The following is a 15,684-nucleotide window of genomic DNA, read 5'->3' as shown; positions in this document are numbered from 1 at the left end:
GAAAAGAGGTTGACCCCCTTGACTGGAGTCAACCTTAGATTACCAGTTAAAATTTACCTAATCGACTCTTGTCTTACTAAAGGATTCAACCCAGCAGATTCCATATAATCTTTTCCCCAGTTATACATAGCATCGAGAATCGGCATCAAGCTTCTTCCTTGTTCTGTAAGGGAGTATTCTACTTTTGGAGGAACCACAGGATAGACTTCGCGTTTTACAATCAAGTCTTCTTCCAGTTCTCGCAATTGATTAACTAGCATTCTCTGCGTGATCCCTGGCATAAGAGCTTTCAATTCACCAAATCGCTTTGTTCCCTCTTTTCCTAGATGCCATAGTATAAGCATCTTCCATTTACCACCGATAACGGAAAGAGTTAATTCTTTTTCACAATTAAACATCCTATCCTGCATTCGCGACATTTCACATCACCTCCATGTTTATTATAACCTACAGTATACTTTTTTCACTATATAAAATAAAAGTCTGTACTTGTAGTATCCTTCCATACATTATATATTAGCAGTGAATATGTATTTTGGGCTGCGGCGGTTATTCCAGTAGGGAGAGAGACACTTGCATCCATCTTAAGTAAAATACAATGGTTCTGTTGTGGTGAGTGGCTTAACTGGTGGAGGAAGCGTTCCAACCACTGTATTTCCCTTTATTTTACGTGGCATAAACCTTCTCGGAATTGATTCTGTTTATTGTCCAATGGATGTTAGACAAGACCTTAGAATCGAATAGCAACCGATTTAAAATCCTCTACTCTTTCTGAAACTCTGAATAAAGAAATTACACTAGAAGAATTACCTGAAACCTTATCTACTATTTTAAAAGGAAAAGCAAGAGGTAGAATCATAGTAAAGTTTTACTAAAACAATAGAGAGGGACCCAAAGTCTCTCTCTCTACAGGAAATTACTTTCTTAACATGACAACATTTTTTTCTAGATCCAGAGTGATAACTAAGTCAGTCATGCCAAAAAATAACCCATTTCCAACTACTCCCGGTATCATGTTAAGCATTCGTTCTAACCTTTCAGGTTGAGCGATCTTAGAAATTTTGCAGCCAAAAATACAGTTCCCATTTTGACACCAATCCTAACTAGGTCCTTTCTTTTTCATAAAAGCACACCTTAACATTGATCTAATTCTTTGCCAAACTTTCGTGATCAGTGGCAGAGGGAGGTTGTTCCATCCATCCCTTTTCTATTAATAGATTTAAACCTTCTTCAGCAATTAAAGCAATTTCGGTATTCATTCGTGCGTAATCTGCCGTTAAGTCTCTTCTTTGTCCCATCGATAATGCCTCACTATAATAACCAATTGCTGCAGAAAGCAGTGTCGCTATATGAAATAGCATAAGTTTATCTGAAAAGGGTGGAACTGTTGAATCTGTTACTTCTGTTTCAAATAACTTTGGAACATGAAGATTCTCCTCTTTTAACATTGAACATAGAATATCAAAGTGTTTAATACAAAGCTTACGAGCACGTTCCATATAATCTCGTATTTCTTTAGATTGACAAACTTGACTGAATCCTAACTCCAATACCATTTTCACCATTGTTTTCTGCATATTAAGATGCACACCACTGATTTCAATTGCGTTAATAGGTCTACGTTTCCCGAACCAACCAGTTAAATAATTTTGCTTCCTAACAAATTCAATCTTTTGTTGATTGTTTAAAGTAGGAGGTTTGTTAATAATCCCCTTATTTAAGGAAACACTAGTTACCCTATCATATAGTTCTAATGATTGCGAAGTACATTCAATAAAGTATTTTCTGACATCCTCTCGTATACAAACACTAGTGGCACCGGCATATCTCGTCAAACCGTGAATTGTCATAATATGTAAATAAACAATCTTAAATGTATCAGTAAATAAACTAGGAGCGTCTGCTGTGACATCTTCGTCTGTAAAGCCTATAGGAATTGGAAGATTTTCTAAGGATAAGAATTGCTTCGTTTTTTCTAAATGAGTTTCTGATAATTCTAAGGCAAATTCCAGTAAGTCGCGAATATCTTCATCCTTTACATCATGTAACAAATAGCGAAGAATACATCGTGACATACTGTCATTAACATATTGTGACCAAATGACGGCATGTTCTGATGCATTAATTTTAGTATGGTGATTAACTTGTTCCATTTTATCATCCCTCCTAGCAATTACAGATTAGGATAACCATTTACATTAATTTTATTTGTTAAATGTTCCTGGGAAGATAAATATATTATCGTTTTCTTACTCATGTTTATCAGGGAATCTTATATGATTGAAAAAGTTAAACATATTTCTTGATATGAAGATGCATAGAAATAGAAGCAGAAGTTAAATAGGGAATTCATACCGTTTGAGATTCCCTATTTAACTTTTCTAAAAAGCATACTCCAAATAAATTTTCTATCATTTTACTGGTTATTTCGGAAACTAGTTAGATCTCTCAATACGAGCACTTAAAATGTCTTCTGTTGTGATTTCGTAATAAGAAGCTGTCTCTGTAACATATTGAATGTCTTTCACTTTAACATTTTTCAATAGATCTAGATAAGTTTCTATACCATACTGAGTATTTATCATTTTTGCATCCAATACATTCATGAACTTCACATCCTTTTCTACCATCATATTCATTGTTTTCATTACCATTTCACAAATAATAAGCTATTTTTCTTCACCTATTTATATTGACTCTTTTTCTATTAAATGTGACAGATGTAATTCTGTTAGTTTTTTTCAACAACATGTCCACCAAATTCGTTTCTTAATACAGCTACCACTTTGCCTGTAAAAGTATCGCTGTCTAATGAACGGTAACGCATCAAAAGAGACATTGCGATAACAGGAGTGGCTGCTTGTAAATCTAAAATCTTTTACTACCACCATTTATATCCTTCCTCTGCCAATAATTGATGGGAAGCATCTGGTCCCATTGACCCGGATGGATATATTTGAAGGGGAATTGTATTTTCCTCAAAAGCCTCTAAGATAGGCTGTACCCATTTCCAAGACAACTCCACTTCTTTCCAATGTGCAAAGAATGTTGGGTCGCCACGCATTGCATCGTAAATTAACAGCTCATACGCCTCAGGAACATCTGCTTGCTTAGCAGAAAAATCAACATTGACTGGTTCGATTTTTTCATTGTTTAATGGGTTTTTACTATTTAATTGTAATGAAACACTTTCGTTTGGATTGATTTCAATCACCAAAAGATTTGGCGCAGTTTCTTCTTCTTGAGTCATATACAAATCCTTTAAAGTATTTTTGAATTCAATCACAATTCGGGTGGATTTCTCTGTCATTCTTTTTCCTGTACGGATATAGAAAGGAACCCCTCTCCAAAAATCATCATCCACACATAGACGGGCAGCCACAAATGTGTCATTTAAAGAAGAAGGAGCAACTTCAGGTTCTCCTGTATACCCAACAACTGGTTTAGCTTGGATTTCACCAGGACCATATTGACCTCGAATCACATGATTCACCACATCCTCTTTCTTTAATGGACGAAGTGATTCTATTACTTTTCTCTTTTCATTGCGGATCTCTTCTGCACTAATTTGTTTTGGCAGCTGCATCGCTGTCATCATCAACATTTGCAGCATATGATTTTGAAACATGTCGCGAATAGCCCCAGCTTGATCATAATAACCAGCTCTCTCTTCAACCCCAACTGTTTCGCTTGCAGTAATTTGCACATTTGCAATGTATTGGTTGTTCCATAATGCTTGAAGCACTGGATTTGCAAATCCTAACGCTTCCAGGTTTTGTACCATCGGCTTTCCAAGATAGTGGTCGATGCGAAAAATTTCTTCTTCATCAAAAGCTTTACTTAGTTTATCGTTTAATTCTTGAGCTGATTTTAAGTCATGTCCAAACGGTTTTTCGATAATTAGACGTTTCCAACCTTTAGTAGAACCTAGACCACTCTCTTTAATGTTGAAAGCAATCACATAAAAAAACTCTGGAGCAACAGATAGGTAGAACATACGATTTTCTGGAATTTTCAATTCTTCTTCACGTTGTTTAACGAGTTCAAGTAATCCTTTATATCCTTCAGCCTTGATAGCATCTACACGGCTATACCGAAAGGCACGGATAAACACTTCAAGGTTTGAATCGTCATTTAGTGATCGTCTAGAAAATGTTTTTAAGGAATCTTCCACATGGTTTTGGAAATCAGTATCAGATAAATCTCCTCTGCCCACCCCGATAATTGAGATGGGCAGAGGTAATTTTTGATCCAAAAATAAATTATATAGAGCAGGGAAGATTTTTCTTTTTGCTAAGTCCCCTGTCGCCCCAAATAAGACAAATGTCATTGCCTCCATTTTACATACCTCCAAAATTAAATTTCACTTATGCCTTTCTTAAAAAACTACTATAACTTTTTATAGCCAATCCCTGGCTTAGCCATATTTTTATTTGAACCTGCTAGGACGGTAATAATGATGTCCCTAAATTGCGAATGACCACATTTTGGACAATAACCATTATTCGATGCGAAGGTTAAGCATCTTGAACAAACTTTGTGATGCTTTGCATGTAACCCGAACATACTATACACCCTTTCAATGTAATAAACTGAATGCGGAAGATCAGATGACTGATCAATAACCACAGTATTTCGTGAATCCAATGTTGCAACAAGACGTAAGTATAATACCTACACTTTTTAAATGGAAGTACGCACTTTTTATTTAAATAGTGGTAAAAAAATAACATAATAACAAAATGTATACTATAAGAAATAAACTCATCTATTTTTATGTTAAATAAATAAGAAAAGCGCAAGCGCCTTGGTCAGCCCCGACAGGAAATGTCCTTCTGCAGGAAAAGTCGCTCTTTGACTTTATTTGCATAGGGTTATTTGACCCGAGGGGCTAGGCGCTGGAGCTGGACAATTCTCAAAGTCGGATTTTATACTTTCCTATAAAGTTAAAAAGCCAGGGTGAGCATCCTCTCCCTAGCCACAAAAATATATGTGATATAAATTTGTTGAGAACAATATTCTTTATGTGTTGAAGCTTTTGGCGTTAGCCCCATATGGCATTTGCCATAATGTATTATGGTATACTTTTTAACACTATGTAAAATAAAAGTGCGTACTTTTATTGTTGTTATATACGTTGTATACTTGCAATTGTTCAGCGAGATATCCCTTATTGCTGGCAGGTACAGATAATGCACTATAAGGATAATATTACTGTACAAGTATTATTACCCTTTGGAGACATTATCACTGTAAAACAATAAAAAAATTATAGGAGTGAATATAGATGGAATTACAATTAGCATTAGATTTAGTCAATATCCCAGAAGCAATTGAGCTGGTAAAAGAAGTAGAGGAACATATTGATATCGTTGAAATCGGTACACCGGTTGTAATTAACGAAGGTCTTCATGCTGTAAAAGCAGTTAAAAAAGCATTCCCTAACTTAAAGGTATTAGCAGACCTAAAAATCATGGATGCAGCTGGTTATGAAGTAATGAAAGCGTCTGAAGCAGGTGCAGATATCGTCACAATTCTTGGAACTGCTGAAGATATGTCTATTAAAGGTGCTGTTGAAGAAGCGAAAAAACAAGGTAAAAAAATCCTTGTTGATATGATTGCTGTAAAAGATCTTGCTGGACGTGCAAAAGAAGTGGACGCTATGGGCGTTGATTATATTTGTGTTCATACTGGCTACGATCTTCAAGCAGTTGGAAAGAACTCTTTTGAAGATTTACAAACCATCAAAGGTGTTGTAAAAAATGCTAAAACTGCAATCGCAGGTGGTATTAAGTTAGACACACTTCCAGAAGTCATCAAAGTACAACCAGACCTTGTCATTGTAGGTGGCGGGATTACTGGACAAGCTGATAAAAAAGTTGCTGCTGCCAAAATGCAACAAATGATTAATCAAGGGTAATTCAGATCATGAATACAACTCAATACCTAGCTGAAATCATAAAAGAGTTAAATCGCTCCGTAGATTTAATTTCGGATGATGAAGCTGAAAAATTAGTAAATGGGATTCTTGAATCAAAAAAAATCTTTGTTGCAGGCGCAGGTAGATCTGGATTTATGGCAAAATCATTCGCCATGCGAATGGTGCACATGGGGATTGATGCCTTTGTGATTGGCGAAACAGTAACCCCTAACTTTGAAAAAGATGACATCTTAATCATTGGATCAGGTTCAGGAGAAACGAAAGGTTTAGTTTCCATGGCTGAGAAAGCAAAAAGCATCGGTGGGACGATTGCAGCTGTAACTATTTTCCCTGAGTCCACTATTGGACAATTAGCGGATATCACAATTAAGTTGCCTGGCTCACCTAAAGATCAGTCGGAGAGTGATTTTAAGACGATTCAACCAATGGGCTCATTATTTGAGCAAACACTTTTACTATTTTACGACGCTGTGATTCTTCGGTTCATGGAGAAAAAAAGTTTGGATACCAATAAGATGTACGGTAGACACGCCAACTTAGAATAAATATATTATTCCTCGAGTTCTAAATAGGAAAGACCGCAAACTGTTTCCATGCAAGATTGCGGTTTTTCTGTTAGAATGAACTACTTCAATTTGTAATAATTTTAGGAGTGATAAAATGATTTCTTTAAATGGAAAAACTGCAATAGTTACTGGCGCAGGAAGAGGCATTGGACGTGCTATTGCTATCGCCAACAGCGTCTTGGACATACAGATATTAATACGACAATGAATATCTCTATGCTCATATGACTGCCAATATGGAAGAAAAGGCCTCCCAACAGTTTAGCAAACTGATGAAAGACCTTCTCCTATAGTTAGCCTTTTAGTCATAGGTTGCCCTATTTTTTATAAAACGAGGACAAATCCGAGGACAAGAAAAGCATATATTCATTTTAGACGTTGGTATAACAAGGTTTTAAAACCCCTATTACATCATGCCGCCCATAGGCTGCTTGAGTGTAAAATTGTTTATCGAGTACAAAAAGTGAGGTATATTAACGTTTTGGATAAAAACGCAAGGACGATTCTCGTGGCAATCTATGCATGTTGCCATGCAACAAAAAGCCGGGAGAACCGTCCCCTTGGTCTCAAATGCCAATTCAGGCTTTTGCAGATTGATGTGAATTTACTATCTCAATTGCCTCCCACAAAGGTACATGGGAACTGGTTACTGCCCGGGCCCCTGCGTTTAGTGCGCAGTTTAGCTCCTCTTTTGTTGTGACCAGTCCACCTGCAAGAATGGGGATGTTTACTTCTCTTGTAATCTTATTGATGAAACTTGGTATAATCCCTGGAAGGATTTCCAGATAATCAGCCTGAGTTTTGTGTGCGATCGCGTAGCTCTTTTCCAACGCATGCGAGTCGTGAAGGAAAATCCGCTGGATAGTCAACATATTCCGCTGTTTTGCTTTGGTAATTACTCTTGGTCTTGTGGAAATAATTCCATAGGGTTTGATTTCTTGGCAAATATATTCTATCGAGTATTCATCATTCTTTAGCCCCTGAATCAGATCTGTATTAATCAAGACTTTCTTGTTGTATTCCTTTGCCAGTTGAGATATTGGTTTTAATTGTGTCAGCTCAGTATCCAGATACACCCCAAATTCATAGCTGCTTTTTAAAAACAATTCATATTGGCTCTTATTTTTGGAAACAGGAATAAGGCTTTGTCCATTAAAGATCATATTCACACCTTTTGTAAATAGTTAATAAGCCAATCCATTGTTTCCTTTTCATCACTGCCATTCACTGTTACCTGAATGATTTCTCCCTGTTTTATGACAGAGGTCATCAGGCTCAGGATACTTTTAGGGTACAGTTTCTTTCCTCCAGCTAAAAACTCCACGTTGCTGCTGAACTCATTCAGTTTTTTCACAAGCAATGCTGCTGGTCTTGCATGCAGCCCCTTTTCAATTAAAACAGTTATCTCGCGCTCGATCATAACGTTCACCTCAGTTGCTTGACTATTTCATAACCTTTTGAAGATTCCGTGCAGCTTCAGCGGCAGCAACCACCTCTTCAAGACTGCAGCCGATCCCTGATTGGATGACAGCAGCGTACGCCCCTTCCACCAAGGGGGCATCGACAATTTTCACATTTTTATTTTCCAGCATTTCAAGAGCCATTTCGGCATTAATTAATGCGCTTCCTAAGTCAAACAAGATAGCGACTCCTTCATCAGAGTATACCGATTCTATCGCCTGCTTGATTTTAAAGACATCTGTTCCAATTTCATTGTCGTCCGTCCCGCCAGCGGCAGCGATTGGAACACTTTGCTGGATTTGATTCAAAAGCTCCTCAAGCCCTTTTACAAGCTCCGCGCTGTGAGAGATGATGACTATTCCTACATTGCTCATAGTTGGGCTCCCTTGCATACTTTGGCTAATTCGGACAGCAAGAAGCAAGATGAAGCGGCTCCAGGATCAATATGGCCGACAGATCGCTTGCCTAAATAGGATGCCCGTCCTTTCTTCGCTTCAAGGCTCTTTGTTTCCTCCATTTTTTCTTCTGTTAACTTGATGAACTCCTCCCAATCCACTTTTCCTTCCTGTTGTTTTAAGAATTCAACTGCTGGAATCCATACATCAAGCATCGTTTTATCATGCAAAGCAGCCCTGCCTCTCATCTTTAAACCTTCAAGGGCTTCACCCAAAGCAACTGTCATTTCTGCTGCATTTATTTCTTTTTTATCTTGTAAGGAACCAGCGGCTTTTATAAAGGCAGTGCCGTACAGCGGCCCGGACGCTCCACCCACTTTAGAAAGCAGCACCATTCCGGCATCCTTGAATAAGGAGCCTAAATCATGGTACTCAACCGTTTCCAGTTTATTTACCAATTCATTGAATCCTCTAGCCATGTTGATTCCATGATCACCATCGCCAATTGCCAGGTCCAGATCTGTCAAATGCATTTTTTCTTGCTGATAGACTTTGTTCAGATTGGTCAGCCATTTCCTGGCCTGTTCGACTGCGAAAGACATAAAACCTTCTCCTTTATGTTATTTTTTAAAAGCGATTGTATCTGCTGGTGAATTTAACAGTTCTGCCAATTGTTCATCAAGGCGAAGAAGCGTTATTGAGCATCCTGCCATTTCAAGGGAGGTCATATATTCGCCGATGAAGGTTTCCTGGACAGAGACCTTCCTTTCTTTTAAAACGGAAGATACACGATTGTTGACGATATATAGTTCCATTAACGGAGTGGCTCCTAGTCCATTAATCATCACAGCGACTTCGCTGCCCTCAGAAAGCTTCAGCTGGTTAAGGACTTTTTCAAGCAGTATATCCGTTACTTCATCAGCCGATTTGATGTCACTTCTTTCAATACCTGGCTCTCCATGGATGCCCATGCCGATTTCCATTTCATTTTCTCCAAGAATAAAACCTGGCTTGCCTGCTGCAGGAACCGTGCAAGGTGTCAAAGCCATTCCCATTGAACTCATATTGTCAACCACCTTTTTTGCAACCGCTGCCACTTCTTCGAGTGAAGCTCCTGTTTGTGCCAGTGAACCTGCTATTTTATGAACAAAGATGGTTCCGGCAATTCCCCGTTTTCCAACTGTATATGTAGAATTTTCGACTGCCACATCATCGTCAACAATCACTTTTTCAACGTTAATCCCTTCCGCTTCCGCCAATTCTGCTGCCATTTCAAAGTTCATGACATCACCGGTGTAATTCTTGATAACCAACAGTACGCCTTTTCCGCCATCCACTGCCTTGATGGCTTCAAAAATCTGGTCAGGTGTAGGAGAGGTGAAAACTTCGCCTGCCACAGCTCCATCAAGCATCCCCTTTCCGACAAAACCTCCATGAGCTGGCTCATGCCCGCTTCCGCCGCCGCTGACGATACCGACTTTTCCGGAGACAGGAGCATCTGCCCGGACAATGACATTTGTTCCCGGTACCTGTTTTACCTTTGTTGGATAGGCCGCCACAAACCCTGCTACCATTTCTGAAACAACAGTTTCAGGCTGATTGATCAATTTTTTCATTTAAAACCCTCCTTTTTATGTTTCAATAGGTAGGGATGCAAGAAGCATGCCAAAGTTTATACCTTAATAAATAGGGAAATCTCCAGTTTGTCTGGTAATATTTCTTAAGTCAATTGATACTTTTTCCCAAGGAGGTGATCTAGATGATATTTTTTCAGTTTGCTAGCAGCCGTTTTATGAGTGATTCCCAATGCCTTTGCAAGCTGGTTATAGCTGGGGAAGTACCGGGCCGCATGTTCAAATATCTGCTTTTCATATTCTTCTAGTGGTAAAATCTCATCATTAAAGTCCAATTGAAGCCCTGCCTTGCCCTGGTTCAATATATACGGAGGTAAGTCTTTGCAATAAAGCATCTCATCCCCAGTAAGGGCAGCTGTTCGTTCAATGATATTTTGCAGTTCCCTGATGTTCCCAGGCCAATGATAGTCTCCTAGCACTTCAAGGAAACCCTTTTCAAAACGCTTGATACTTTTTCCCAAAAGGCTATTATAGAGTTTTCTGAAATGGTCTGCGAGCAAGGGAATATCGCCCTTCCGGTTTCGCAAGGGCGGCAAGTGAATCGGAATTACATTCAGGCGGTAGTATAGGTCTCCCCTGAATTTCTTTTCATTCATCATTTTAAAGAGGTCCTCATTGGTAGCAGCAATAATCCGGACATCAAGCTTTATAGTTTTATTTCCTCCCACCCTCTCTATTTCCCTCTCCTGTAGTACTCTCAGCAGTTTGGCTTGGAGATCGATATCCAATGTTCCAATTTCATCTAGAAAAATCGTACCCTTGTTGGCTAATTCAAATTTCCCTTGGCGAGTTTTATCAGCGCCTGTGAAAGCTCCTTTTTCATGGCCAAACAGTTCACTTTCAATCAGATTTCGGGGAATGACGGCACAATTAACCCTGATGAATGGTCTGTCTTTTCTGCTGCTGGACTCATGGATCGCTCGTGCAACCAGTTCCTTGCCGGTACCGCTTTCCCCAGTAATCAGGACGGTGGATATCGTCCTTGAAACCTTATTGGCAATGATCAAGCTTTCAAGCAGGGTCCCGCTTCGTCCAATTATGGAAGAAAACGAATCATCCAGCTGCAAATGCTTCGAGAGTTCATGCTCAAGGTATTTCGCCCGTTCTTCCATGAACTCAAGCTTTTTCATTAATAACTTCACTTCATTGCATGGGCTAAGGGAAACAACAGTCCCACGAAACCTTTTATCTATCAAAATAGGATTCACTTTGACAAAATAGGATTCACTTTGAATAACATGGATATCGTTATACGAAGAAGTCCTTCCCTCCACAATGGCCTTCCATGCTTTTTTGCCGATTATTTTTTCAACAAACCGATTTTCAGGCAAGGAATCAAGGAGCTTGTCCATGGGGTCGTTCTTATAGGTAAAGCATCCGTTAATGTCAGTAAGGGCGATAAAATCCGTTACAGAATCAAGGACCAGGTTTAGCTGCTCTTGAAGTTCCCTTTCTCTCCTTAGCTCTGAATGGATCTTTTCAAAGTCAGAAATGTCCTGGAAGATTCCGACTGCACCAATGATTTCCCCATTCAGGAAAATGGGAGCCCTGTTTGACAGGATCGTATACTTTTTCAATATTTGTTTTTCGGCAAATGTTGTTTCTCCTGTCTGCAGGATTTCATGAAGCCTTGAATCAGGGATTACTTCGTTTGCTTTTTTGTTCAAAAGCTCATTAGCAGGCATGTCCAAAAGCCTCACGGCGGCGTCATTAACAAAGGTAATAACATTCTTGCTGTTAACAACGACCATTCCATTTGGCAGATTGGAGATCGCCTCCTGCAGGGAAACCGAACTTTCCATGAGAAGCCTGTCCGCTTCTAGTTCCTGCCTGTCTACCTTTTCTCTCTTTTTAAAAAAAGCCCTAATTTCCTCATCAAGTTCCTTTGCGATCTCTTCTTCAAATATCAGTTTGATTATTTCTCCCTGTTTTACTTTTAGTGAAACAAGAGAAAGCAGATTAGTAACATCTACGCGCCTGCCCTGATATTCAACAAAAATATTCTTCAAGGCCAGTTCTTCCTTCAAGGAGTTTTGCATCAGGGCTATGAAGGATGCAGCACTGCGAACATGCAGACCATTTTTCTGGAATACCTGTATCGTCATCTCATACATGGAAAGTCCCTCCTCGCATTCTATCATCCTTTTGATAGAAGTTCTCACATGGTTATAAGCAATTTTATCATAATTTTTTCCAACAATTCTAAAAAAACTTATTATTCGTAATACGTTCATCTAAATTAAAAGAAGGCCTAATACGAATTGAATTAGACCTCCAAGGATTTTGTTATATTATCTTTCAGACCGGATAAAGAATTACTCTATAAAATCTTCGTATTTTAAATGGCAAGGGAGATAGTGGCTTCTGTTAGTTCCTTATTAAGGCTTGCTGTAAATTCGTCTTTTTCTTGCTGTGTCCAATTATAAATATCCGACATATAAGACAGGACGCTTTCCTTCCATTCATTCACGGATTGAATGTCGAATAACAGGTCTCCTGTCCTTCGAAAATAAAAATCGAGTGGAGTTACAACCATTTCATGTTCGATTCCATATATCAGTTTAGCAGCCAATACGTTAGGGAGTCCGTATTTCTTTATATTATCTTTGTTTTTACTAAACAAATCGAACACAATCGGAGCATTTGATCCATAGAATGAGGCAAGGGATAGCGCTTCTTTTTTTGTCAATCCTGATTGCACCCCAATTTCCGCTGCCATTTCTACATATCTCTGAAATTCAGCTGAACCGCCAAAGTCTCCTCCTGAAATCGGAATCCTTTTTGTTTGGCAGGCTCCATAACTTTTTCCTTCCTCTTCATTAAACTTTTTCACTAATAGGTCAACAATCGTTTCAGCCATTTTTCTGTATCCTGTCAGTTTCCCTCCGGCAATCGTGATCAACCCTGTGCCCGATTCCCAAATCTCATCTTTTCTCGAAATTTCGGATGCATTTTTTCCTTCTTCATGAATTAGGGGACGGATACCGGCCCAGCTTGATTCTATGTCCTCAGGCTTTGCTTTTACCTCCGGAAACATATAATTAATAGCATTGAGTAAATAATCTCTGTCACTTGTTGTCATTCTTGGATTTGTTTTATCATCATTATAAAAAGTATCGGTTGTTCCCACATAGGCTTTACCTTCCCTCGGGATTGCGAAAACCATCCGCTTATCTGGTGTATCAAAGTAGACTGCCTGCTTCAAAGGGAAACGGGATTGATCAATAACAATGTGAACTCCTTTTGATAAAATCAATTTTTTCCCTTGTTTGGATCCATCTAGCTCTCTAATTGTGTCAACCCACGGCCCAGTTGCATTAATTACTTTTTTGGCATGCACCTCATATTCTTCGCCAGTAGTTAAATCCTTCACCTTAACTCCCCAAACCCGGCCGTTTTTTTGCAGCAAGTCTATGACTTTAGTATAGTTAATTGCTGTTGTTCCTTTTTCGACAGCTGCCTTTAAAACCTCAATAGTCAGACGTGCGTCATCTGTTCTGTATTCAACATAGTAGCCTCCGCCTTTAAGGCCTTCCTTTTTGATCAATGGTTCCTTTTCAAGGGTTTGTTCCCTTGTAAGCATGATACGCCTCTCGCTCTTTTTCACTCCAGCAAGGAAATCGTAAACCTTAAGCCCTATGGACGTACTAAAGCTGCCAAAAGTCCCTCCTGTATGTAAAGGTAGCAGCATCCATTCAGGTGTGGTAACATGAGGCCCATTTTCGTAAACGATGGCTCTTTCCTTCCCGACCTCTGCGACAACTTTGACATCCAGCTGCTTGAGGTAACGGAGGCCGCCGTGTACTAGCTTGGTAGATCGGCTGGAAGTTCCAGCAGCAAAATCTTGCATCTCCACGAGTGCTGTATCAATTCCTCTTGTGGAAGCGTCAAGAGCTATCCCGGCTCCAGTTATTCCTCCGCCAATAACGAGTAAATCAAAGGTCTTTTCACCAAGTGTCTCGGTTATCTTCTTTCGTTTTAAGTTTGTGAACATGAAAATTTTCCTCCTTAAACAGGAAAAGAGACCGTAAAAAACATCACCCATTCTACCCCTGGTAATGCTTTACGGTCTCTCCATGTCTCCTGCCGTCTTATTAACTTGTTTTGATTATAACAAACTGACCTTAAAAAATAAAGTGATTAAAACCTTCCAAAAATGTATCTTATTTAAAAGCCATTGTGGCTTTTACCGCTTTTACCCAGCCGTTATACAATTCCTCACGCTGCACTTCATCCATGGAAGGTTCAAAAGTACGGTTGACTGCCCACTGTTTTGCAATCTCTTCCTGGCTTTCCCAATAACCGACTGCTAGGCCTGCTAAATAGGCAGCTCCCAATGCGGTAGTTTCATTTACTACTGGACGCTCTACAGGAACATTCAGAATATTGCTTTGGAATTCCATCAAGAAATTATTCATTACAGCTCCGCCATCAACCCTAAGCGTTTTCAGCTCAATGTTTGAATCTGCCTCCATGGCAGAAAGAACGTCTCTTGTCTGATAGGCAAGGGACTCTAATGTTGCACGGACAAAGTGCTCCTTATTTGTTCCCCTTGTGATTCCAAATACCGCTCCTCTTACATCGCTGTCCCAGTACGGGGTTCCAAGACCAACAAATGCCGGAACAACATAAACTCCGTCTGTTGATTCTACTTTACGAGCATAATCTTCGCTGTCTTTTGCATTCTTTAGCATCCTTAAGCCATCGCGGAGCCATTGGATTGCAGATCCTGCAACAAAAATGCTTCCTTCGAGGGCATATTCTACTTTACCGTTAAGTCCCCAAGCAAGTGTAGTAAGCAAGCCGTTTTCCGATTTGACTGCTTTTTCACCCGTATTCATCAGCATGAAACAGCCAGTGCCATATGTGTTCTTGGCCATCCCTTCTTCGAAGCAGGCCTGGCCGAATAAGGCAGCCTGCTGGTCACCAGCTGCTCCAGCAATCGGAACTTCTTTGCCAAAAAAGTGATAGTCGACTGTATTTGCATATACCTCTGAAGATGGACGAACTTCAGGCAGCATGGACATAGGGACTCCAAGAATATCAAGCAGCTCCTCGTCCCATTTCAGTTCGTAAATGTTATACATTAATGTTCTGGATGCATTACTGTAGTCAGTTACGTGAGCCTTTCCTCCTGAAAGTTTCCAAATCAGCCAAGTATCGATTGTGCCAAAAAGAAGTTTCCCTTGTTCAGCCTTTTCCCTTGCACCTTCTACGTTATCCAAAATCCACTTTACTTTTGTACCTGAGAAATAGGCATCAATCAAAAGTCCAGTTTTCTCCCTGAACAGATCATTGTATCCCTTTTCTTTCAAGTCATCACAAATCCCGCTCGTCTGCCTGGACTGCCAAACAATTGCCTTGTACACAGGAACTCCAGTTTCCTTATCCCAAACAACTGTGGTTTCCCTCTGGTTTGTGATCCCGATCCCAGCAATCTGTTCTGGCTTTACATTGGATTCCGACAAAACACTTGCAATCACGGAAAGAATCGAACCCCAGATTTCGTTTGCGTCATGCTCTACCCAGCCTGGTTTTGGGAAGTGCTGAGTAAATTCTTTCTGGGCCACATGGGCAATTTCCCCTGCTTTATTGAAAAGAATTGCCCGTGAACTTGTTGTCCCCTGATCCAGTGATAAAATAAATTTTTCCATTGCCATTCCTCCTATTGATTCTCTTTCTTTCGG

Annotated in this window: 14 protein-coding genes and 3 pseudogenes; 3 read left to right on the top strand and 14 right to left on the bottom strand. The window is 39.6% G+C overall.

Features of this window, described 5'->3' with window-relative positions; genetic code table 11:
* Positions 1–53 precede the first annotated feature (53 nt).
* Positions 54–419 carry a winged helix-turn-helix transcriptional regulator gene (locus ACZ43M_RS01870; RefSeq protein ID WP_464505796.1) on the bottom strand — a complete coding sequence of 122 codons (366 nt, stop codon included), beginning with the start codon at positions 417–419 and terminating at the stop codon, positions 54–56.
* 117 nt (positions 420–536) lie between these two features.
* Here ACZ43M_RS01870 and ACZ43M_RS01865 point away from each other — a divergent pair.
* Positions 537–875, top strand: a pseudogene (locus tag ACZ43M_RS01865) (oxidoreductase); the annotation flags it as partial.
* 41 nt (positions 876–916) lie between these two features.
* Here ACZ43M_RS01865 and ACZ43M_RS01860 read toward each other — a convergent pair.
* The 5 genes and pseudogenes from ACZ43M_RS01860 to zwf form a co-directional block, all read right to left on the bottom strand.
* Positions 917–1,078: pseudogene (locus ACZ43M_RS01860) on the bottom strand (ribose-5-phosphate isomerase A); the annotation flags it as partial.
* 67 nt (positions 1,079–1,145) lie between these two features.
* Positions 1,146–2,153, bottom strand: a complete 1,008-nt coding sequence (locus tag ACZ43M_RS01855) for a DUF3231 family protein (RefSeq protein ID WP_464505795.1) — start codon at positions 2,151–2,153, stop codon at positions 1,146–1,148.
* A gap of 282 nt (positions 2,154–2,435) precedes the next feature.
* On the bottom strand, positions 2,436–2,606 hold the full coding sequence (locus tag ACZ43M_RS01850) for a hypothetical protein (protein ID WP_464505794.1): 171 nt from the start codon (positions 2,604–2,606) through the stop codon (positions 2,436–2,438).
* Positions 2,607–2,731: 125 nt separating this feature from the next.
* Positions 2,732–2,872, bottom strand: a pseudogene (locus ACZ43M_RS01845) (phosphogluconate dehydrogenase (NAD(+)-dependent, decarboxylating)); the annotation flags it as partial.
* 9 nt (positions 2,873–2,881) lie between these two features.
* Complete coding sequence (gene zwf / locus ACZ43M_RS01840) at positions 2,882–4,339, bottom strand: glucose-6-phosphate dehydrogenase (protein WP_464505793.1); 1,458 nt, start codon at positions 4,337–4,339, stop codon at positions 2,882–2,884.
* Positions 4,340–5,287: 948 nt separating this feature from the next.
* Here zwf and hxlA point away from each other — a divergent pair.
* Positions 5,288–5,920 (top strand): 3-hexulose-6-phosphate synthase, encoded by a 633-nt coding sequence (hxlA, locus tag ACZ43M_RS01835; protein ID WP_464505792.1) that lies wholly within the window; start codon positions 5,288–5,290, stop codon positions 5,918–5,920.
* An 8-nt stretch (positions 5,921–5,928) separates the two neighbouring features.
* Positions 5,929–6,486 (top strand): 6-phospho-3-hexuloisomerase, encoded by a 558-nt coding sequence (gene hxlB, locus ACZ43M_RS01830; RefSeq protein ID WP_464505790.1) that lies wholly within the window; start codon positions 5,929–5,931, stop codon positions 6,484–6,486.
* Between the two features lie 599 nt (positions 6,487–7,085).
* Here hxlB and ACZ43M_RS01825 read toward each other — a convergent pair.
* The 8 genes from ACZ43M_RS01825 to glpK all read right to left on the bottom strand — a co-directional run bounded on the left by ACZ43M_RS01825 (position 7,086) and on the right by glpK (position 15,651).
* Entirely contained in the window at positions 7,086–7,670 is a 585-nt protein-coding gene (locus ACZ43M_RS01825) for a glycerol-3-phosphate responsive antiterminator (RefSeq protein ID WP_464505788.1), read from the bottom strand.
* A gap of 2 nt (positions 7,671–7,672) precedes the next feature.
* Complete coding sequence (locus tag ACZ43M_RS01820; protein ID WP_464505787.1) at positions 7,673–7,927, bottom strand: HPr family phosphocarrier protein; 255 nt, start codon at positions 7,925–7,927, stop codon at positions 7,673–7,675.
* A gap of 22 nt (positions 7,928–7,949) precedes the next feature.
* A complete protein-coding gene (gene dhaM, locus ACZ43M_RS01815; protein ID WP_464505786.1) occupies positions 7,950–8,342 on the bottom strand; it encodes a dihydroxyacetone kinase phosphoryl donor subunit DhaM in 393 nt (130 codons plus the stop codon).
* A complete protein-coding gene (dhaL, locus tag ACZ43M_RS01810; RefSeq protein WP_464505785.1) occupies positions 8,339–8,965 on the bottom strand; it encodes a dihydroxyacetone kinase subunit DhaL in 627 nt (208 codons plus the stop codon). The genes dhaM and dhaL overlap by 4 nt, the downstream gene beginning before the upstream one ends.
* A gap of 18 nt (positions 8,966–8,983) precedes the next feature.
* The gene (gene dhaK, locus ACZ43M_RS01805) at positions 8,984–9,979 is read right to left on the bottom strand and encodes a dihydroxyacetone kinase subunit DhaK (RefSeq protein WP_464505783.1); all 996 of its coding nucleotides are present in this window, start codon (positions 9,977–9,979) and stop codon (positions 8,984–8,986) included.
* Between the two features lie 104 nt (positions 9,980–10,083).
* Positions 10,084–12,111: a sigma 54-interacting transcriptional regulator gene (locus ACZ43M_RS01800; protein ID WP_464505782.1), complete on the bottom strand. Its 2,028-nt coding sequence runs from the start codon at positions 12,109–12,111 to the stop codon at positions 10,084–10,086.
* A gap of 224 nt (positions 12,112–12,335) precedes the next feature.
* A complete protein-coding gene (locus tag ACZ43M_RS01795; protein ID WP_464505781.1) occupies positions 12,336–13,991 on the bottom strand; it encodes a glycerol-3-phosphate dehydrogenase/oxidase in 1,656 nt (551 codons plus the stop codon).
* A gap of 169 nt (positions 13,992–14,160) precedes the next feature.
* Positions 14,161–15,651 carry a glycerol kinase GlpK gene (glpK, locus tag ACZ43M_RS01790; protein ID WP_464505780.1) on the bottom strand — a complete coding sequence of 497 codons (1,491 nt, stop codon included), beginning with the start codon at positions 15,649–15,651 and terminating at the stop codon, positions 14,161–14,163.
* Positions 15,652–15,684: the final 33 nt, after the last annotated feature.

The organism is Neobacillus sp. B24, assembly GCF_055381825.1.
Note: the sequence above shows the minus strand (reverse complement) of the source record. Positions and strands in the feature narration are given on the sequence as shown.

Excerpts from the sequence above, each read along its gene's own strand:
- hxlB (WP_464505790.1), top strand. The coding sequence starts at position 5,929 with ATGAATACAACTCAATACCTAGCTGAAATCATAAAAGAGTTAAATCGC.
- ACZ43M_RS01795 (WP_464505781.1), bottom strand. The coding sequence starts at position 13,991 with ATGTTCACAAACTTAAAACGAAAGAAGATAACCGAGACACTTGGTGAA.
- ACZ43M_RS01870 (WP_464505796.1), bottom strand. The coding sequence starts at position 419 with ATGTCGCGAATGCAGGATAGGATGTTTAATTGTGAAAAAGAATTAACT.
- dhaM (WP_464505786.1), bottom strand. The coding sequence starts at position 8,342 with ATGAGCAATGTAGGAATAGTCATCATCTCTCACAGCGCGGAGCTTGTA.
- ACZ43M_RS01850 (WP_464505794.1), bottom strand. The coding sequence starts at position 2,606 with ATGAATGTATTGGATGCAAAAATGATAAATACTCAGTATGGTATAGAA.
- glpK (WP_464505780.1), bottom strand. The coding sequence starts at position 15,651 with ATGGAAAAATTTATTTTATCACTGGATCAGGGGACAACAAGTTCACGG.
- ACZ43M_RS01800 (WP_464505782.1), bottom strand. The coding sequence starts at position 12,111 with ATGTATGAGATGACGATACAGGTATTCCAGAAAAATGGTCTGCATGTT.
- dhaK (WP_464505783.1), bottom strand. The coding sequence starts at position 9,979 with ATGAAAAAATTGATCAATCAGCCTGAAACTGTTGTTTCAGAAATGGTA.
- ACZ43M_RS01855 (WP_464505795.1), bottom strand. The coding sequence starts at position 2,153 with ATGGAACAAGTTAATCACCATACTAAAATTAATGCATCAGAACATGCC.
- ACZ43M_RS01820 (WP_464505787.1), bottom strand. The coding sequence starts at position 7,927 with ATGATCGAGCGCGAGATAACTGTTTTAATTGAAAAGGGGCTGCATGCA.
- dhaL (WP_464505785.1), bottom strand. The coding sequence starts at position 8,965 with ATGTCTTTCGCAGTCGAACAGGCCAGGAAATGGCTGACCAATCTGAAC.
- zwf (WP_464505793.1), bottom strand. The coding sequence starts at position 4,339 with ATGGAGGCAATGACATTTGTCTTATTTGGGGCGACAGGGGACTTAGCA.
- ACZ43M_RS01825 (WP_464505788.1), bottom strand. The coding sequence starts at position 7,670 with ATGATCTTTAATGGACAAAGCCTTATTCCTGTTTCCAAAAATAAGAGC.
- hxlA (WP_464505792.1), top strand. The coding sequence starts at position 5,288 with ATGGAATTACAATTAGCATTAGATTTAGTCAATATCCCAGAAGCAATT.